The following is a 15390-nucleotide window of genomic DNA, read 5'->3' as shown; positions in this document are numbered from 1 at the left end:
GAGGGTCTGACAAGAACAAACGGCGTTGCCCCGGAAGTGGGCCGGGATGCAAAGGACCCCTCGTGCACCCGTCAGAGCCCGCTTATCCTTGCTGCCTTCCGGCCCTGGGGAGGTTCACAGGATGACGCCGCACGAGGGGCTGTCGTCGAGGATACCTGGCCGGCCTCAGGCGCGTGTGATGCGCCCCCTGCCTTCGGTGACGGCGCGGACCTCTGTATCCTGGCGCACGGAGGATTCGCCTAGAGGCCTAGGGCGCACGCTTGGAAAGCGTGTTGGGATAAAACCCTCACGAGTTCGAATCTCGTATCCTCCGCCAGCTCTCGCGAGAGCAGACGTGGAAGGCCGGACCCGCTGGGTCCGGCCTTCACTGCGTCTGGGGCCGGAAGCCGGGGCAGCATGCGGTCCCCAGGAAGGTAGCGCTTTCGCCGACGAGCACCCGAAGGTGTGAACACCAAGGTCAATGCCGGTAGAGCCTGGGTTCATGGTGCGGTCTGTGGTGTGCCGAAACGGATTACCTCGATGGTGGCGGCGGCGATACCCCTAGCGGCAATGCTGGCAGTGGTATCCCCGGCGGCGGCCACAGCTCGAATCGCGAGTGCCCAGTTCACGGACGTAGAGGTCGGCAATTCCTACGCATGTGCGCTGGACAGCACCGGGAACGCCTTCTGCTGGGGCCACGGCGGTAACGGCAAGCTCGGTTACGGCGGAACGACCGACAAATGGGTGCCGGTTCCAGTCCAGGCTCCGGCCGGCGTCAGCTTCTCCAAGCTCACGCTGGGTGGAGAGGCTTGCGCAATGGGCAGCGACAGCAAGGCCTACTGCTGGGGGCCGGGCTACTACGGCGCCTCCGACCGGTTGACGCCTCAACCGCTTACTCCTCCACCAGGTGTCACGTATACACAGATATCCGCTGGCGGGGTTCACACATGCGCGCTCGGCAGCGACACGAACACGTACTGCTGGGGCCAGGGCGGCAGAGGTGAATTGGGCGACGGTGGAACGACCCATTACCGGTCCAGCCCCGGAGCGGTGACCAAACCGGCCGGCGTGACGTTCACTCAGATCAGTGCTGGGTCCATCCACACGTGCGGCCTCGGCACCGATTCCAAGACCTACTGCTGGGGTTACAACTACTACGGCGCAATGGGTAACGGCACGACGACGGACCAACTCACCCCCGAACCTGTCAACGCCCCGCCGGGAGTGACCTTCACGCAAGTGACCAGCGGTCAAGCCCATACCTGCGGCCTCGGTAGCGACAGCAAGGCGTACTGCTGGGGCTTCAATGCGAGCGGGCAGCTCGGTATCGGCTCCACTGCAGAGAACTTCCCGACGCCCGAGGCCGTCGTTATGCCGGCCGGGACGACCGTCACCGACATCGACGCTGATTACAACACGACATGTGCCTTGGGCAATGACACAAAGGCCTACTGCTGGGGTTGGGTTCTGACGAACGAACGCACTCCAAGGGTGGTCGGCACTCCGGCGGGGGTGACCTTCAACAAGATCTCCACCGGCGCCAACCACAACTGCGCGATCGGCAACGATGCCAAGACCTACTGCTGGGGCATGGGCAACGTCGGCCAGCTGGGAAACAACCAGACAGCCGACCGAACCGATCCGGTCGAGGTTCTGTCCGGTCAGCCCGCCTCCGGCTCCCCTGGCTCTCCGGTCCAGTTCCTGCGGGTGGCCACCGGCAGCTCTCACTCTTGCGCGATCGGCAACGACTCGAGCACCTACTGCTGGGGACAGAACGAGTCCGGCTATCTGGGTGACGGGAGCACGGTGCGCCGTTCCACTCCGGCGCCGGTCAACCGCCCTATGGGAGTGGCCTTCACCGATATCGCGATCGGGGACACCCACACCTGTGCGATCGGCAACGACTCCAAGACCTACTGCTGGGGACGGAACGACTCCGGGCAACTGGGCGACGGCAGCATTGATCAGGACCGCTTCTCTCCCACGCCGGTCAATGTGCCGCTTGGCGTGACATTCACCCAGGTGGCCGCGGGGCGATACCACACATGCGCGTTGGGCAACGATTCTCAGGCCTACTGCTGGGGCCAAGGCGGCTTCGGACAGCTGGCCAACGGTTCCACCAACGGGTCGCCGATACCGACACGGGTCGACACCCCATCCGGGGTGATCTTCACTCGCATCACCACCGGCGGATATCACAGTTGTGCGCAAGGCAACGATTCCAAGATTTACTGTTGGGGCTACAACGCGGACGGGACGCTCGGCATCGGGTCCACCACGGAACAGCTCACTCCGGTACCGGTCAATGCTCCGCCCGGAGTGCTGCTCGCCGATCCTGTTGCCGGCTACGCCCACACCTGCGCCCTCGGCAACGACTCGCAGGCGTACTGCTGGGGTGCCGGGGGCTTCGGACAGTTGGGCAACGGGAGCATCTCGAACCAGACGGTCCCGGTGGCCGTCAACGTACCCGGGGGTGTGATCTTCACCGGGCTCGCTCCCGGCAACAACCACACCTGCGCGATCGGCAACGATTCCCGGACCTATTGCTGGGGCAATGGTGACAGCGGCCAGCTCGGCAATGGCGGGATCACACAGCAGGTGAATCCGGTCGCCGTCAACGTGCCGGGCGGGGTCATCCTCACCCAGCTGCACTCCGGGCACAGTCGCACCTGCGGTCTGGGCAACAACGGCAAGGCCTACTGCTGGGGGTACGGCGGAAACGGCCAGCTCGGCGACGGCGGGATGACCGATCGGTCGAGTCCGGTGGAGGTCGTGAGCGGCGTCGGCGGAGGCGACCGGATGGTCAACGTGACCTGGTTGGATCCGACCGGTCCGGCGCGGGAGTACCAGGCGGTCTGTCGCGGATGCGGACCGCGGGCGGAGTTGCGGCACTGAGGCGCACGTGCCGAGCACTGAAGGCCGGGCCCGGCGGGTCCGGCCTTCACCAAATCAGCGGCCGGGACGGACGCGGCACACCGGCCGGCGGGCATGTGTGGCTTTCACCGAACACCACCTAAAGGAGTGAACACCGAGGTCAAGGCCGGTAGAGCCTACGAGGGCCATGGTGCGGTCGGTGGTGTGTCGAAACGGATTACCTCGATGGTGGCAGCGGCGATATCCCTAGCGGTGGTGCTCGTAGCGGCACCCGCCACGATGGCCACGGCTCAGATGGTGGGTCCCCAGTTCGTTCAGCTGGTCGCCGGCCATTCCCATACGTGCGGTCTGAACAACAACGGACAGGCCTTCTGCTGGGGCATGGGCAACAACGGTCAGCTGGGCGACGGCGACGCCATCGACCGGTTGGCGCCGGTCCCCGTACAGATGCCGCCCGGGGTGCTCTTCACGCACCTCGCGCTCGGTGAGAGTCACACCTGCGCGCTCGGCAACGACTCCAGGGCCTACTGCTGGGGCCAGGGCTGGGCCGGCAAGCTCGGCGACGGTACCTCTCTGGACCGGCGGACCCCGGCTCAGGTCATCATGCCGGGCGGGACCCTGTTCACCGAGATCAGTACCACCGGCCACCATACGTGTGCGACAGGCAACGACGGCTACGCGTACTGCTGGGGCCGGAATCCGAACGGTCAGCTGGGCAACGGCACCTTCACGGTTCAGGACCGGCCGGGACAGGTCAACAATCCGGCCGGTGTGACGTTCATGCAGGTCAGTGCCGGGGACACCCATACCTGTGCGATCGGCAACGACTCGAAGACCTGGTGCTGGGGCATGGGTCAGAACGGCGCGATCGGCAACGGCTCGACGGCGGACCAGACGAATCCCGTGCAGGTCGACGTCCCCGTGGGTGTGATCTTCACCGGGCTCGCCGGCGGCGCGGGCCACACCTGCGCGATCGGCAACGACGGCAAGACCTGGTGCTGGGGTTTCAACAACAACGGGCAGCTCGGTGACGGCACCGACGTGAACCGGTTGACACCCGTACAGGTGAATGTGCCTTCTGGGGTGATCTTCACCGAGCTCACCGTCAACGGCAACCATTCCTGCGCGATGGGCAATGACGGCAGGCCGTGGTGCTGGGGCTGGGTCGGGAACGCGGAACAGCGCGCTCCGGTGACCGTCGAAGCCCCGTCCGGGACGAATTTCTATCGCGTCACCGCCGGCGCCAACCACACCTGCGCACTCGGCAACCCCTACAACAACGCCTACTGCTGGGGCCGGGGCGGCAACGGTCAGCTGGGCAACAACGAGAACATCGACCAGTCCACCCCGGTCGAGGTCGTGACGGCACAGGCTCCGCCCGGTCCGTCCGGTTCCCGGCTCACCAGGGTGATCGTCGGCCATTCGCACATGTGCGGACTGGACGAGACCGGGAAGGCGTACTGCTGGGGCCCGAACGAATCCGGTCAGCTGGGCGATGGCACCACCACGAACCGGCAGACCCCGACACCGGTCAATGCTCCCGCCGGGGTCACGTTCACGCAGTTCGCTCTCGGAGCCAGTCACACGTGTGCGACCGGCAACGACAACAGGACCTACTGCTGGGGCGCCGGCTTCAACGGCGTGCTGGGCAATGGCAGCACCGCGAACGTCTCGACTCCGACGCCGACCGACACGCCGGCAGGGGTCAGCCTCACCGGACTCACCACGCAGGGCTTCCACACCTGTGGGCGCGGCAGCGATGCCAAGACCTACTGCTGGGGTCAGAATCCCGAGGGCGAGGTGGGTGACGGCACCACCACGAACCGGCTGAGCCCGACGGCGGTCGACGCCCCCGCCGGAATCACCTTCACCCAGGTCGCCGCCGGGCATACCCACACCTGTGCGGTCGGTAACGACGCCAAGGTCTATTGCTGGGGGCATGGCTTCAACGGCGCGATGGGCAACGGATCCACCGTGAGGCAGCTGAGTCCCGGGCCCGTCGACATGCCGGCCGGCGTGACCTTCACCCAGGTCACCAGTGGCCAGAACCACTCGTGCGCCATCGGTAGCGACAGCCAGACCTACTGCTGGGGCTTCAACGGCAACTCCCAGGTCGGCAACGGCAGTACCGCGAACCAGTTGAGCCCAGTGGCGGTCACCATCCCCGGCGGCGCGGCCCTCACCGAGGTGGCGGCCAGTTACAACTACACCTGCGGGCTGGGCAACGACTCCCGCGTCTACTGCTGGGGCTGGGGTTGGGGCAGCAACTATGCGCAGAGCCAGACACCGGTGGCGACGACCACCATGCCGGTGCCCTTCACCAACCTGTCCGCCGGCGGCGGCAGCCTCTGCGCCCAGGGCAACGACAACTGGGCCTACTGCTGGTTCGGCAACGAGCCACCCGGTGCGATCGTGACCGGTGGCATGCCGGCCGGTGGCGAGCGGATGGTCAACGTGATCTGGAACGACCACATGACCGGCACACAGAGGGAATACCCCGCGATATGTCGCGGGTGCGGTCCCCGACTGGACTGAGGACGACCGGAAGGCCGGACCCGCGGGTCCGGCCTTCCGGCTTGTCAGGGGCAGGTCGGCCGGTACGGCGTCTCCGGGACGTACGAGTCCCACTCCTGTTGGGTGAAGCCGCGCCCGGTGACCGCGCAGGCGGCCGCAGCCGGGTCGGCACGCAGCGCGTTCAGCGCCGAGTGGTCCCACAGCACGGCCCGGATGCTGCTGGAGTTGCCGCTGGTCGCCAGCCTGCGCCCGTCCGGATGGAAGACCAGGGCCGTCGACCTCAGGTCGGTACCCCGAAGTACCGCGACGCGAACCGGTCCGGACAGTTCGGCCGCGTCCCAGAACGCCACCGTCTCGTCCTTGGTTCCGGTGGCGAGGGTACGGCCGTCGGCTGTGAACGCCACCGACCACACCGCAGCGCGGTTGCCGGTGAGGATGGCCTGCCGGCGGAGCGGCCCGTCGACGTTCCACAGCGACGCCGTCCTGTCCTCGCTGCCGGTCGCCAGGGTGCGCCCGTCGGGACTGAACGTCACGGTGAGCACCCGGTCGGAGTGGCCCTGGAGCGTGCCGAGCTCGACCGGGCCGGACCGATCGGTCACGTTCCACAGGTTCACGGTCCGGCCCGTACTGACGGCGACGGTGAGCCCGTCGGGGCTGAACGCGACGGACCAGACCAGGTCGTTGCCCGGCAGGTCGGCGAGCGGGACCGGGCGCCGCGGGTCGGCGAGGTCCCACAGGGTCACGTCGAAGCCTTTGCCGATCGCCAGGATGCTCCCGTCCGGGCTGAACGCCAGTGTCCGGCCGGAGGCGGGCAGCCCGCCGAGCGGCACCGGCGCGCTGGGGTCGCTGACGTCGGTCAGGGTCAGCGGCTGCTTCCTGTCCCACCCGAGCGCGGCGACGATCCGGCCGTCGGGACTGATCGCGGCCGCGTCGATGTAGGTGGGATGGATGGGCACGGTGGCACGCTCGACCGGCCCGGCGGGTCCGGACAGGTCCCACACGGTCGCCGTACCGCGGAAATGGGTGGTGATCAGGCGTTGCCCGTCGGGTGTGATGCCGGCGCTCAGCGCACGGTCGAACTCGCCCTCGCCGCGACCGAGGATCTCGGGTTCGCCGTGTGCCCGGACGGACCACAGGCTCAGCGAGCCGACGATTCCGGCGGTGGCCAGGGTGCGGCCGTCGGGGCTGAAAGCGATCGTTTCGGCGTACCCGCTGTGGTCGTCGAGATCTGCCAGGTGGACGGGTGCGTTCGCGGTCATGTCCCAGAGGCGCGCCGAGCCGTCGCTGTCGCTGGTGGCGAGGACCAGGCCGTCGTCGCTGAATCTCGCGTCGTAGCCTCGCGCCGCCGTCGTGTTGAACCGCAGCGGTTTCGTCCGGTTGTTCATGTGCCAGAACGCCATGTTGCCGGAGCCGTCGTAGGTGACCAGGAGAGGCCGTACCGGATGGAAGGTGAGCCTCCGCCAGTCCCCGGCCAGCGTGCCGATCTCGGTGGGCGCGGTCCGGTCGGTGATGTCCCAGACGGTTCCGGGTGCGCCGGCCGTCACCACGGTGCGACCGTCGGCGCTGAACGTGATCGGCGCGCCGTGCGCCATGGTCCGGTCGGCGAGCCGGGTGGGACGGGTCCGGTCGGACATGTCCCAGAGGCTCCATTTCTTCTCGGGGCTGGATACGGCGAGGGTCTGCCCGTCGGGGCTGAAGGTGAGCCAGGCGGCGAACGGCTCGGGGAGGATCCCGAGCATCGCCGGATGGGCAGGATCGGACACGTCGAAGAGGATCGGCCGGAAGTCGCGGCCCCCGGTCACGATCAGCGTCCGGCCGTCCGGGCTGAAGACGGGGTCTCCCACGTAGTGCTCGCTGTCGTCGAGCCCGGCGAGCCGGACCGGCTGGGCCGGGTCGGCGACGTTCCACAGCGACGCGGAGAACTCGGACTCGACGACCGCGAGTACGTTGCCGGGGCCGTACGCCACGGTCCTCGCGTCGCCGATAGCGCCGAGCCGGCGTGTGGACGTGACGAGACCGGCCAGCTCGGCGCGAGTCTCGGTGCCGGGCTGCATCGCCTCCGCGGCGATCCCGAGTCGCAGCGCCGTCTCCGGATCGTTGCTGACCGTCGCCTTGGCCTGGTTGAGGAGCCGCCGTCCGACGGTGATCCGCTTCTGTTCCGCGGCGTTCTCCTCCTGCCGGCGGGCCTCCTCCGCGGACTCCTCGGCTTTCCGCTGGTTGGCGCGGGCGATGGCCTCCTGGCGCCGGGCCTCCGCGGCGGACTCCTCGGCGAACCGTTGCTGCTGCCGCGCGATGGTCCGCTGACGTTCGGCCTCGGCGGCGGCCTCACCGGCGAGTGACTGCTGCTGCTCAGCGATGATTTTTTGGCGGGCCGTCTCGCGGATCGACTGCCGCGCCAGTTCGCTCTGTTCCCGGGCCACCGCCCGCTGCTCCTCGGCGAGCTTCTGCGCGCGGTTCGCCAGCCGCTCCTGGCGGCGCGCGTTCGCCTCCTGCCGTCTCGCCTCGGTCGCGGCCTTCCCGGCCGCGCGCTGCTGTTCCCGGGCCCGCTGTTCCTGACGCTTGGTCTCGTTGGTGGCGTCGCGGGCCCGCGCCTCCTGCGTACGGGCGTTCTCCTCCTGCCGGCGGGCCTCCTCGGCGGACCGCTCGGCGTTGCCGCGCTGCTGCGAGGCGACCTCCTGCTGATGCCGGGCCTCCACCGACGCGGCAGTGGCCCGGTCGGCGTTGTGCCCGGCCAGCACACCGGTCAGCCCGGCCACCGCGGTCAGCAACGCGACGGCCGCCACCGCCACCCGGCGCAGCCGCCGGGCCCGCCGGTACTGCCGTACGTCCTCGCCCTCGAGCTCGTCCTTGCTGATCCCGTGCATGGGCGCGGCCAGCTGCGCGATCGCGTTCCGGAACCGGGAGTGCCGCAGGCTGAGGTCATGGTCGTCGCGCGCCCAGCGCAGATCGAGGAAGAGTGGCTCCTCGGCGAACACACCACGCAACGCTTCCGGTACGGCCGTCGAGTCGGCGGACAGGTCGCCGAGTACCGGATCCCAGCGCCATTCGCCGTCGGTCACCACGGGGAGGATCCGGTCGGCCGGTTTCGTCGCGATCCAGTGCGCGATCTCGCGGTTCACCCACGCCGACTGCGCCGCCGTCGGCGAGGCGAGCAGCACGAACCACTCGGAGCCGTCCAGCGCCCGCTGAATCGACGACCACAGCGCCGGCGTCACCGACAGGCCGGTCTGATCGCGGAAGATCCACAAGGCGCGACGGCGGTGCCACGGCTTTGCCAGACGATGCAAACCATGCTGTACGGCCGGCGCGAGCCGTCCGTCCGCGGCGTGGCTGTACGAGATGAAGCCGTCGAAAGTCATGCTCAGGCCCCTGCTGTCGGTCATCAACGCCGACCGATTCTCCATGCCGGCCCGGTAAACCGGAAAAGACCGGCCCTGAGCCGGCCGGCCTTCACTCGTTGTGCCCCGGCGATCGACCCTCCGTGGGGTGGGTCTATTGTCGGGATTGAAAACAGTGCGGGCGAGGGTCGGCTCCCGATCGGGGTCGGCCCTCGCCTATTCGCGCCGCGACCCGCTGTCAGATCTGGCCGCGATCCGCTGTCATATCCGCGCGGCCGCTATCGCGTCGTCGACCTCCGGGAAGATCGCGAAGTAGCGCCCCAGGCCGACCGTCTCCAGCAGCTGACTGAGGAACGGGTTCGCACCGGCGAAGCTCAGCCACCCGCCGCGCGTAGAGATCACCTCTTTACTGGTGATGAAGGCGCTCAGGCCGACCGAGTCGCAGAACTTCAGGCCGGTCAGATCCACCACGATCCGGGGCACCGGTCTCTCGAGCAGGCCGGCCAGGGTGGCATGCAACTGACCGGCGGTGTCCGCGTCCAGCTCGCCGCGGAGATGCAGAACCGTGACTTCGGCCCGGTGCTCGGTGACTGTTGCGTGCATGATGATCGGCTTCCTACCCGTGCGATGGGGATTCAGCCTAGATCCCGACGATTTCCACACATCGGACACTACGTGCGTCATAACAAACACGAACGGGCCGGACCCAACGTGGGGTCCGGCCCGTTTCGAGGCTGGCCGGGATCAGTCAAGCAGGTGCGGCGCAGCCTGAAGGGGGCTCCTGGCGCGGCATCAGAGCTCGCGCCACCGCCAGCGTGGACCGCGCCACGCGTCGGCAAGGATCATCGCTGACGCCTTGCCGGGACACTGCTGCACCTTCGACTTACCCTCGGGGCCGCCCATCTGGGCCTCGACCTCCCAGGATGTGCCGTCGGTGCGGACGTAGACGTCGCGGCGCCCGAGCCGGACGTCGCCATTCCACCAGTGATGCTCAACTCTCACGTGTCAAATCTAGGACAGATATCGACGAACCTGGGTGGGGCGAATCTGTAGAAGTTGTTCGACGCCCGGTCGGAACCGCATTGTCTGATCCGGTGTATTTGGCCCGCGTGACTTGCGCAACACCCTACGTATTAGGGCCGTCCACGTCTGACTACAGAACGTAGCCCTGGGCTCTGACCTGCGATGAAACACCACCGTTACATCCCCGGCGCTGATCATGGAGAACAGCCGAACGGACGAGTCGCAGCTCCGGCACACGGTGGACCCCGGCGCCGGGCACGCACAGTAACAAGACCCGGGCGGGAAGACCAGAGAGCCCGGTCCATATGAACCGGGCTCTCGGATGGCGGTGGCGGCGGGATATGAACCCACGTAAGGCGTAAACCCGCACACGCTGTCGAGGTCTGAGAACGACCGTACGCGAAAGTTCTTCACCCTGCGTAACAGCCGCCCGGCCAGCGTCGGAGGGGATTCGAGACCGGCCGCGAACGGACCTGAACAGAAGCGGACGAGATTGCGGCGACGCGGCTGGGGAGTCGGTGATCTTCTATGGCACTCTCCCGAACAGCGACGTTGAGTCCCAGCCGATCCAGCAGGAAGATGCCCTTGTGGCACTCACCGATGGAGTCTGGATCGCAACGACCGATGGGCTGTTCATCCGAGCCGACACGGTCACCGTCCTCGATGTGGTGGACGGCAACTACTCCCGTCAGAAGGAAGGCCAGCCGGGACACCAGGCCGGCCTCCTCAGCATCCGAGGACTGACCTCCCCGGGCGCTGCCCCCGATACAACGTGGCACGAATTCGCCGGGGACATCCGCGACCGAGGGGAGGCGTTCACGGCGCTGCGAGGACTGATCGGAACGCTTCAACACACAACCGGAAAGAGCGTGATCATCTCCTACGACGCCGCAACCAACGGATGGACCGAAGACGTCGTCTGAGCCGGACGCGTGCCCGCAAGAGAGACCCCAACTGAGACCAGACGCAAAACGGCCCGGCGACTCATCAGAGTCGCCGGGCGTTTGTCCTGCAAGATGGCGGTGGCGGCGGGATTTGAACCCGCGGAGGGCGTAAACCCTCACACGCTTTCGAGGCGTGCTCCTTAGGCCACTCGGACACACCACCGGGAAGTACGTTACCGGACGCTGCGAAGGCTTTGCCGCCGGGTCACCCATAACCCTGCGCAGCCCCGCTGACCTGGCAAGATCGACGGTCTGAGCATGGAAAGCGGAGGATTGAGATGAGCGTGCACATCGGCGGCAAGCCGGGCGACATCGCCGAACGGGTTCTGCTGCCCGGTGACCCGATGCGGGCCAAATGGATCGCGGAGACGTTCTTGAAGGACGCCGTCTGCTACACCCAGGTCCGGGGAATGCTGGGCTTCACCGGCACCTGGAACGGTGTCCGGGTCTCGGTGCAGGGCTCCGGCATGGGGATGCCGTCGGCCTCGATCTACACCCACGAACTGATCAATGAGTACGGGGTGAAGTCGCTCATCCGGATCGGCTCCTGCGGTGCACTCGCCATGGACCTGAACCTGGGTGACGTCATCGCCGCGATCGGCTCGGCGACCGACTCCAACATGAACCGGACCCGTTTCGACGGGCTGGTCGACTACGCGCCGGTCGCCGACTTCGGGCTGCTGCGCACCGCCGTCGACATCGCCGAGAGAAGGGGCGTCCCGATGCGGGTCGGCCCGATCCTGGCCGCCGACGCCTTCTACACCGATCGCCCCGACCTCTACGACAGCCTCGCCGACTACGGCGTGCTCGCGGTCGAGATGGAATCCGCCGCGATCTACACGATCGCCGCCCGCTACAAGGCCAGGGCGCTCACCATCCTGACGGTGAGCGACCACATCAAGCGCGGTGAGGCGATGGACTCCGCCCAGCGGGAGCAGGGCTTCTCCAACATGGTCGAGATCGGCCTGGACGCCGCCATCGCCTGACCCCAGCCGAACACACCACACCCCCCGAACCCAGCTGGACACCACCGCTGTCTCAAGCCCTCCGAGACAGCGGTGGCGTCCAGCCGCACCCCGACCGGCTGGGCGGTGGCGGTGTCTCAGCGCAGCTGAGACAGCGGTGGCGGCCGGCCGGGGATCGACGGCCTAGCGGAAGAAGCCGCGCATCAGAGCGGCGCACTCGGGTTCGAGGATGCCGGCGTACACCTCGGGACGGTGGTTGAGGCGGGTGTCACGGACCACGTCCCAGAGGGATCCGACGGCACCCGTCTTCGGTTCCCAGGCACCGAAGACCAGCGTGGAGATGCGGGCCAGCACGAGGGCACCGGCACACATGGTGCACGGCTCGAGGGTGACCACGAGAGTGCAGCCCTCCAGCCGCCACGTCCGCAGGCCGGCCGCGGCCCGGCGGATCGCCAGGACCTCGGCGTGCCCGGTCGGATCGCCGGTGAGTTCCCTCTCGTTCCCGGCGGCCGCCAGTTCGGTGCCGTCGGGTCCGAGGATCACCGCACCGACCGGGACGTCCTCGGGTGAGGTCGATGCGACGGCGAGCGCCCGCCGCATCCACTCCTCGTGCTGTCGCCGGCGGATCACGCCTCGCGCAGCTCCTCCATCTCGTCCCCGCAGCCGATCTTCTGACAGATCTCGGCGGTGACGTCGGACGGCAGCATCCCCTCCATCCCACAGAGGGCGAGCAGCCGCTGGGAACTGACACCGAGGTCAGCGAGCAGTTCGGCGTCACCGATCGGGTCGGCGTCCGGGTCGACCGGCTTGTCGTCCCCGTCGTCGCCGTCGGCCGCTTCGGCCCCGTCGGCCAGGTCGTCCAGCTCCAGGGCCGGTGTCTCCACCTCGCCGAGCAGCACCGATCCGACCCGCGACTCCCCGGCGAACGCCGAATCCGACGCGAAGACCCGTAAATCTTCACCTTCGTCCAGGCGCAACACGGCCAGGTACTCGTCGTCGCTCTCGACGAACAGCAGTGCGAGGTCGGCGTCCGGCTCGGTATCCCGGAGCGCGTCCACCACCTCGTCGATGTCGGCCAGGCCCGAAAGCTCCAGCTCCGACGCCGTCCATCCGTTTTTTCCCCGGGCGGCGGCGGCAGCGAAAATCGACACGATTTCCCCCAACGCGACTCTTATGTCTCAGCGCCTGACGGTAGCGGGTACGGCGGCAGGCGCATCGCGCCACGCCTTGACGGAACCGAAGTCAGTTCACCGGCCGTCGGCGGGTCGCGATCAACTCGCGGAGCCGGAGGTTGCGCAGGCGGGGCGAGGGTATCGACTCACGGGTCGATTTCGCCTGGGCCAGGGCCGCGAGCAGCTGGAGGCGGCGACGGCTGCGATCGGGGTCCAGCCGTTGTGGCGAGGGGGCCATGCGACCGAGAGTGCGTCAGCCGCGCGGCGTTAGTCAAGGGTCGATGGGCATGTCGGCAGAACCAGTGCTCAGGGCTACCGAAGGGGCACGTCGGGTGGCGAAAATCACCACAACGGCCAGTCTTGCGTGGTGACCCAGCGGAGGGTCGTGACCAGCAGCGCGACCGACAGGCCGAGCCCGCTCGCGACGGCCACGCCGACGGCCACGCCCCGGTCGCCGATGACGGCCAGGACCGCGGCGACCGCCCAGGCGACGATCGCGGCGCCGACGGTCCACCAGGCGTACGACCCGAGATCGTCGCCCAGACTGCCGAACAGCACGAACCACACCGTCGTGGCGGCCAGACCGCTGATCACCGGACCGGCCGTGACGGGGTGCGGCTCCCGGTACGTGGGGCGCGGCGGAGGTCCGCTGAAGAGGGGCGGCGGCAGATCACGGGGCGGTAGATAGCCCGGTGGCGGCGGCTCCGCAGCGGGCCACGAACCCTGCCGGTCTGCCATCTCTCGGCCCTCCTCGCAGCTCTTACCAGCAGCCTAGCCACCGGCGTGGGTCTGCACGATCTGCGGTCTTCTGCCAGGATGGCGCGGTGCGTTTACTCCGTAGCCTCTCCGGTCTGACGATCGCGGCCGTCTGCCTCGCCGGCTGCGGCGGCGCCAACGGGTCCGGGTCACCGGCCTCGACGCCGCAGTTCGTGGACCCGGCGGCCCAGGCGTCGAGCGCCGAGTCCGCTTCGGTTCCGGCGCGGCCACCGGCGGCAGCGAGCACGGCCGCGAGTCCCCGCGTCAGCGCCAGCACGAGCGCGAGCGCCAAGCCGAAATCGAAGGCGAGCCCGTCCGCCGACACGAAACCGGCGACGTCGGTGAAGTACACCTTCCCGGTCGACGCGTCGAACGTGGACTGGAGCAACACGCACTCGAAATACCCGGCGACCGACCTCTTCGTCGACTGTGGCGAGCGTTTCGTGGCCACCACCAGCGGCACGGTTCTGGAGGTCAGCCTCGCCGACCGTTATGTGGAGGGCAACCCGGACGGGCCCAACAACGGCGGTCTGTCGGTGGCGATCGAGGGTGACGACGGGGTGCGCTACTACGGCTCGCACCTGAGCAAGGTGCAGTCCGGCATCAAGCCCGGGGCCCGCGTCAAGAGTGGCCAGTTGCTCGGCCTGACCGGCAAGACCGGCAACTCGAGCGGCGTCTGCCACGTCCACTACGGCATCTCGCCGCCGTGCGCGAGGACCGGCGACTGGAAGGTGCGGCGTGGTGTGGTGTGGCCGTACACCTATCTCGCGTCGTGGCGCAAGGGCGGCCAGAAGAGCCCGGTCGCCACGGTGACCTCCTGGAAGAAGGACAACGACTGCAGGCCCTAGAGTCGGGTCCGTGCGGATTGCGGTCATCGGGCTGGGACTGATCGGCGGGTCGCTGCTGCGGGCGCTCGCGGCGGCGGGACATGACGTCGTGGGCTTCGACGCCGATCCGGAGACGCGGCTGCTGGCCCGCAAGGCCGGGTTCCGGGTCGCCGGTTCGGTGCGTGAGACGGTGGCCGGCAGCGCGGTGGCGGCTTTGGCCGTACCGCTGCAGGTTCTGCCGGAAGTGGTCGCCGACCTGTACGGATATGACGGCCTGGTGACCGATGTGACGTCGGTGAAGGGTCCCGTCAGGCACCTGTTGGAGGGTCGGCGGTTCGTCGGCGGGCATCCGATGGCCGGCAAGGAGACGTCGGGTTTCGCGGCGGCCGAGGTGGGGCTTTTCAGCGGGTGCGCGTGGGTGCTGTGCCTGGAACCGGACGAAACGGATCTCGGCGACTGGCTGTTGCTGGCCGGAATGTTCACCGGGATGGGCGCCCGGGTGGTGCCGGCGACCGCGGCCGAGCACGACACGGCGGTGGCGCGGATCAGTCATGTACCGCACCTGTTCGCGGCCGTGCTGGCGCAGCAGCTCGGCGGGAGCCCGCTGGCGGGGGCCCTGGCCGCGGGATCGTTCCGGGACGGCACCCGGGTGGCGGCGACCCGCGCCGAACTCACCGCGGCGATGTGCGGCGGCAACCGGGACGCGGTCCGCGCCGAGCTGGGCCGGCTGATGGGCGAGCTGACCACGATGGCGGCCGCGCTGGATCATCCGGAGCCGGTGAAGGCGCTGGTGCCTCTGCTGCGACCGGCGTCGGAGTTGCGCCGGGCATGGCCGCCGGCGCCCGGGGCCGCGGAGAAGATAACGGCACGAATCGACCGTCTCCTCGAGCTCGGCCGGTCCGGCGGCTGGGTGACGTCGGTGAATGGCACGGACCTTGTCGGAATGCGGCCAGAAAGTGGCCGCATTGTTCCCTAGTGTCAGGGGTGTCAACCACCCC

Annotated in this window: 13 protein-coding genes, 2 tRNA genes and 1 other RNA gene; 7 read left to right on the top strand and 9 right to left on the bottom strand. The window is 68.3% G+C overall.

The features are described 5' to 3' along the window. Positions 1-48: 48 nt before the first annotated feature. Positions 49-144: signal recognition particle sRNA small type (ffs, locus tag AB0G04_RS00280), an RNA gene on the bottom strand. A gap of 84 nt (positions 145-228) precedes the next feature. Here ffs and AB0G04_RS00275 point away from each other — a divergent pair. The 3 genes from AB0G04_RS00275 to AB0G04_RS00265 all read left to right on the top strand — a co-directional run bounded on the left by AB0G04_RS00275 (position 229) and on the right by AB0G04_RS00265 (position 5388). After that, positions 229-316: transfer RNA gene (locus tag AB0G04_RS00275), tRNA-Ser, on the top strand. Positions 317-444: 128 nt separating this feature from the next. After that, complete coding sequence (locus AB0G04_RS00270; RefSeq protein WP_360973878.1) at positions 445-2874, top strand: hypothetical protein; 2430 nt, start codon at positions 445-447, stop codon at positions 2872-2874. Positions 2875-3057: 183 nt separating this feature from the next. Further along, positions 3058-5388 (top strand): hypothetical protein, encoded by a 2331-nt coding sequence (locus tag AB0G04_RS00265; RefSeq protein ID WP_360973875.1) that lies wholly within the window; start codon positions 3058-3060, stop codon positions 5386-5388. Positions 5389-5432: 44 nt separating this feature from the next. Here the strand turns inward: AB0G04_RS00265 and AB0G04_RS00260 are convergent, their stop codons facing one another. The 3 genes from AB0G04_RS00260 to AB0G04_RS00250 all read right to left on the bottom strand — a co-directional run bounded on the left by AB0G04_RS00260 (position 5433) and on the right by AB0G04_RS00250 (position 9707). Further along, a complete protein-coding gene (locus tag AB0G04_RS00260) occupies positions 5433-8750 on the bottom strand; it encodes a TIR domain-containing protein (protein WP_360973872.1) in 3318 nt (1105 codons plus the stop codon). A 216-nt stretch (positions 8751-8966) separates the two neighbouring features. Then, a complete protein-coding gene (locus AB0G04_RS00255; RefSeq protein ID WP_360973869.1) occupies positions 8967-9308 on the bottom strand; it encodes an STAS domain-containing protein in 342 nt (113 codons plus the stop codon). Positions 9309-9497: 189 nt separating this feature from the next. Continuing rightward, positions 9498-9707, bottom strand: a complete 210-nt coding sequence (locus AB0G04_RS00250) for a hypothetical protein (RefSeq protein ID WP_360973866.1) — start codon at positions 9705-9707, stop codon at positions 9498-9500. A gap of 539 nt (positions 9708-10246) precedes the next feature. Here AB0G04_RS00250 and AB0G04_RS00245 point away from each other — a divergent pair. After that, complete coding sequence (locus tag AB0G04_RS00245; RefSeq protein WP_360973863.1) at positions 10247-10651, top strand: hypothetical protein; 405 nt, start codon at positions 10247-10249, stop codon at positions 10649-10651. Between the two features lie 94 nt (positions 10652-10745). Here AB0G04_RS00245 and AB0G04_RS00240 read toward each other — a convergent pair. Next, positions 10746-10835, bottom strand: a tRNA-Ser gene (locus AB0G04_RS00240). Positions 10836-10950: 115 nt separating this feature from the next. Here AB0G04_RS00240 and deoD point away from each other — a divergent pair. Next, positions 10951-11658 (top strand): purine-nucleoside phosphorylase, encoded by a 708-nt coding sequence (gene deoD / locus AB0G04_RS00235; RefSeq protein ID WP_360973860.1) that lies wholly within the window; start codon positions 10951-10953, stop codon positions 11656-11658. A 162-nt stretch (positions 11659-11820) separates the two neighbouring features. Here deoD and AB0G04_RS00230 read toward each other — a convergent pair whose 3' ends face one another. The 4 genes from AB0G04_RS00230 to AB0G04_RS00215 all read right to left on the bottom strand — a co-directional run bounded on the left by AB0G04_RS00230 (position 11821) and on the right by AB0G04_RS00215 (position 13547). After that, a complete protein-coding gene (locus AB0G04_RS00230) occupies positions 11821-12267 on the bottom strand; it encodes a nucleoside deaminase (RefSeq protein WP_360973857.1) in 447 nt (148 codons plus the stop codon). Next, positions 12264-12788 (bottom strand): tRNA adenosine deaminase-associated protein, encoded by a 525-nt coding sequence (locus AB0G04_RS00225; protein ID WP_360973854.1) that lies wholly within the window; start codon positions 12786-12788, stop codon positions 12264-12266. Before AB0G04_RS00225 ends, AB0G04_RS00230 begins: the two co-directional genes overlap by 4 nt. Before the next feature lie 91 nt (positions 12789-12879). Continuing rightward, complete coding sequence (locus tag AB0G04_RS00220; protein ID WP_360973851.1) at positions 12880-13047, bottom strand: hypothetical protein; 168 nt, start codon at positions 13045-13047, stop codon at positions 12880-12882. Positions 13048-13151: 104 nt separating this feature from the next. Next, positions 13152-13547: a hypothetical protein gene (locus AB0G04_RS00215; RefSeq protein ID WP_360973848.1), complete on the bottom strand. Its 396-nt coding sequence runs from the start codon at positions 13545-13547 to the stop codon at positions 13152-13154. 86 nt (positions 13548-13633) lie between these two features. On the opposite strand from AB0G04_RS00215, the gene AB0G04_RS00210 reads away from it, so the two are divergent. After that, the gene (locus AB0G04_RS00210) at positions 13634-14413 is read left to right on the top strand and encodes a M23 family metallopeptidase (protein ID WP_360973845.1); all 780 of its coding nucleotides are present in this window, start codon (positions 13634-13636) and stop codon (positions 14411-14413) included. Between the two features lie 10 nt (positions 14414-14423). Then, a complete protein-coding gene (locus tag AB0G04_RS00205) occupies positions 14424-15368 on the top strand; it encodes a prephenate dehydrogenase/arogenate dehydrogenase family protein (RefSeq protein ID WP_360973842.1) in 945 nt (314 codons plus the stop codon). Positions 15369-15390 lie beyond the last annotated feature (22 nt).

This window comes from Actinoplanes sp. NPDC023801, assembly GCF_040639655.1.
GTDB lineage: Bacteria > Actinomycetota > Actinomycetes > Mycobacteriales > Micromonosporaceae > Actinoplanes.
This window is presented reverse-complemented; position numbering and strand designations above follow the sequence as displayed.

Bases quoted from the DNA above. Each gene is read 5' to 3' on its own strand.
- AB0G04_RS00220 (WP_360973851.1), bottom strand. From the start codon at position 13,047: ATGGCCCCCTCGCCACAACGGCTGGACCCCGATCGCAGCCGTCGCCGC.
- AB0G04_RS00255 (WP_360973869.1), bottom strand. From the start codon at position 9,308: ATGCACGCAACAGTCACCGAGCACCGGGCCGAAGTCACGGTTCTGCAT.
- deoD (WP_360973860.1), top strand. From the start codon at position 10,951: ATGAGCGTGCACATCGGCGGCAAGCCGGGCGACATCGCCGAACGGGTT.
- AB0G04_RS00215 (WP_360973848.1), bottom strand. From the start codon at position 13,547: ATGGCAGACCGGCAGGGTTCGTGGCCCGCTGCGGAGCCGCCGCCACCG.
- AB0G04_RS00260 (WP_360973872.1), bottom strand. From the start codon at position 8,750: ATGACCGACAGCAGGGGCCTGAGCATGACTTTCGACGGCTTCATCTCG.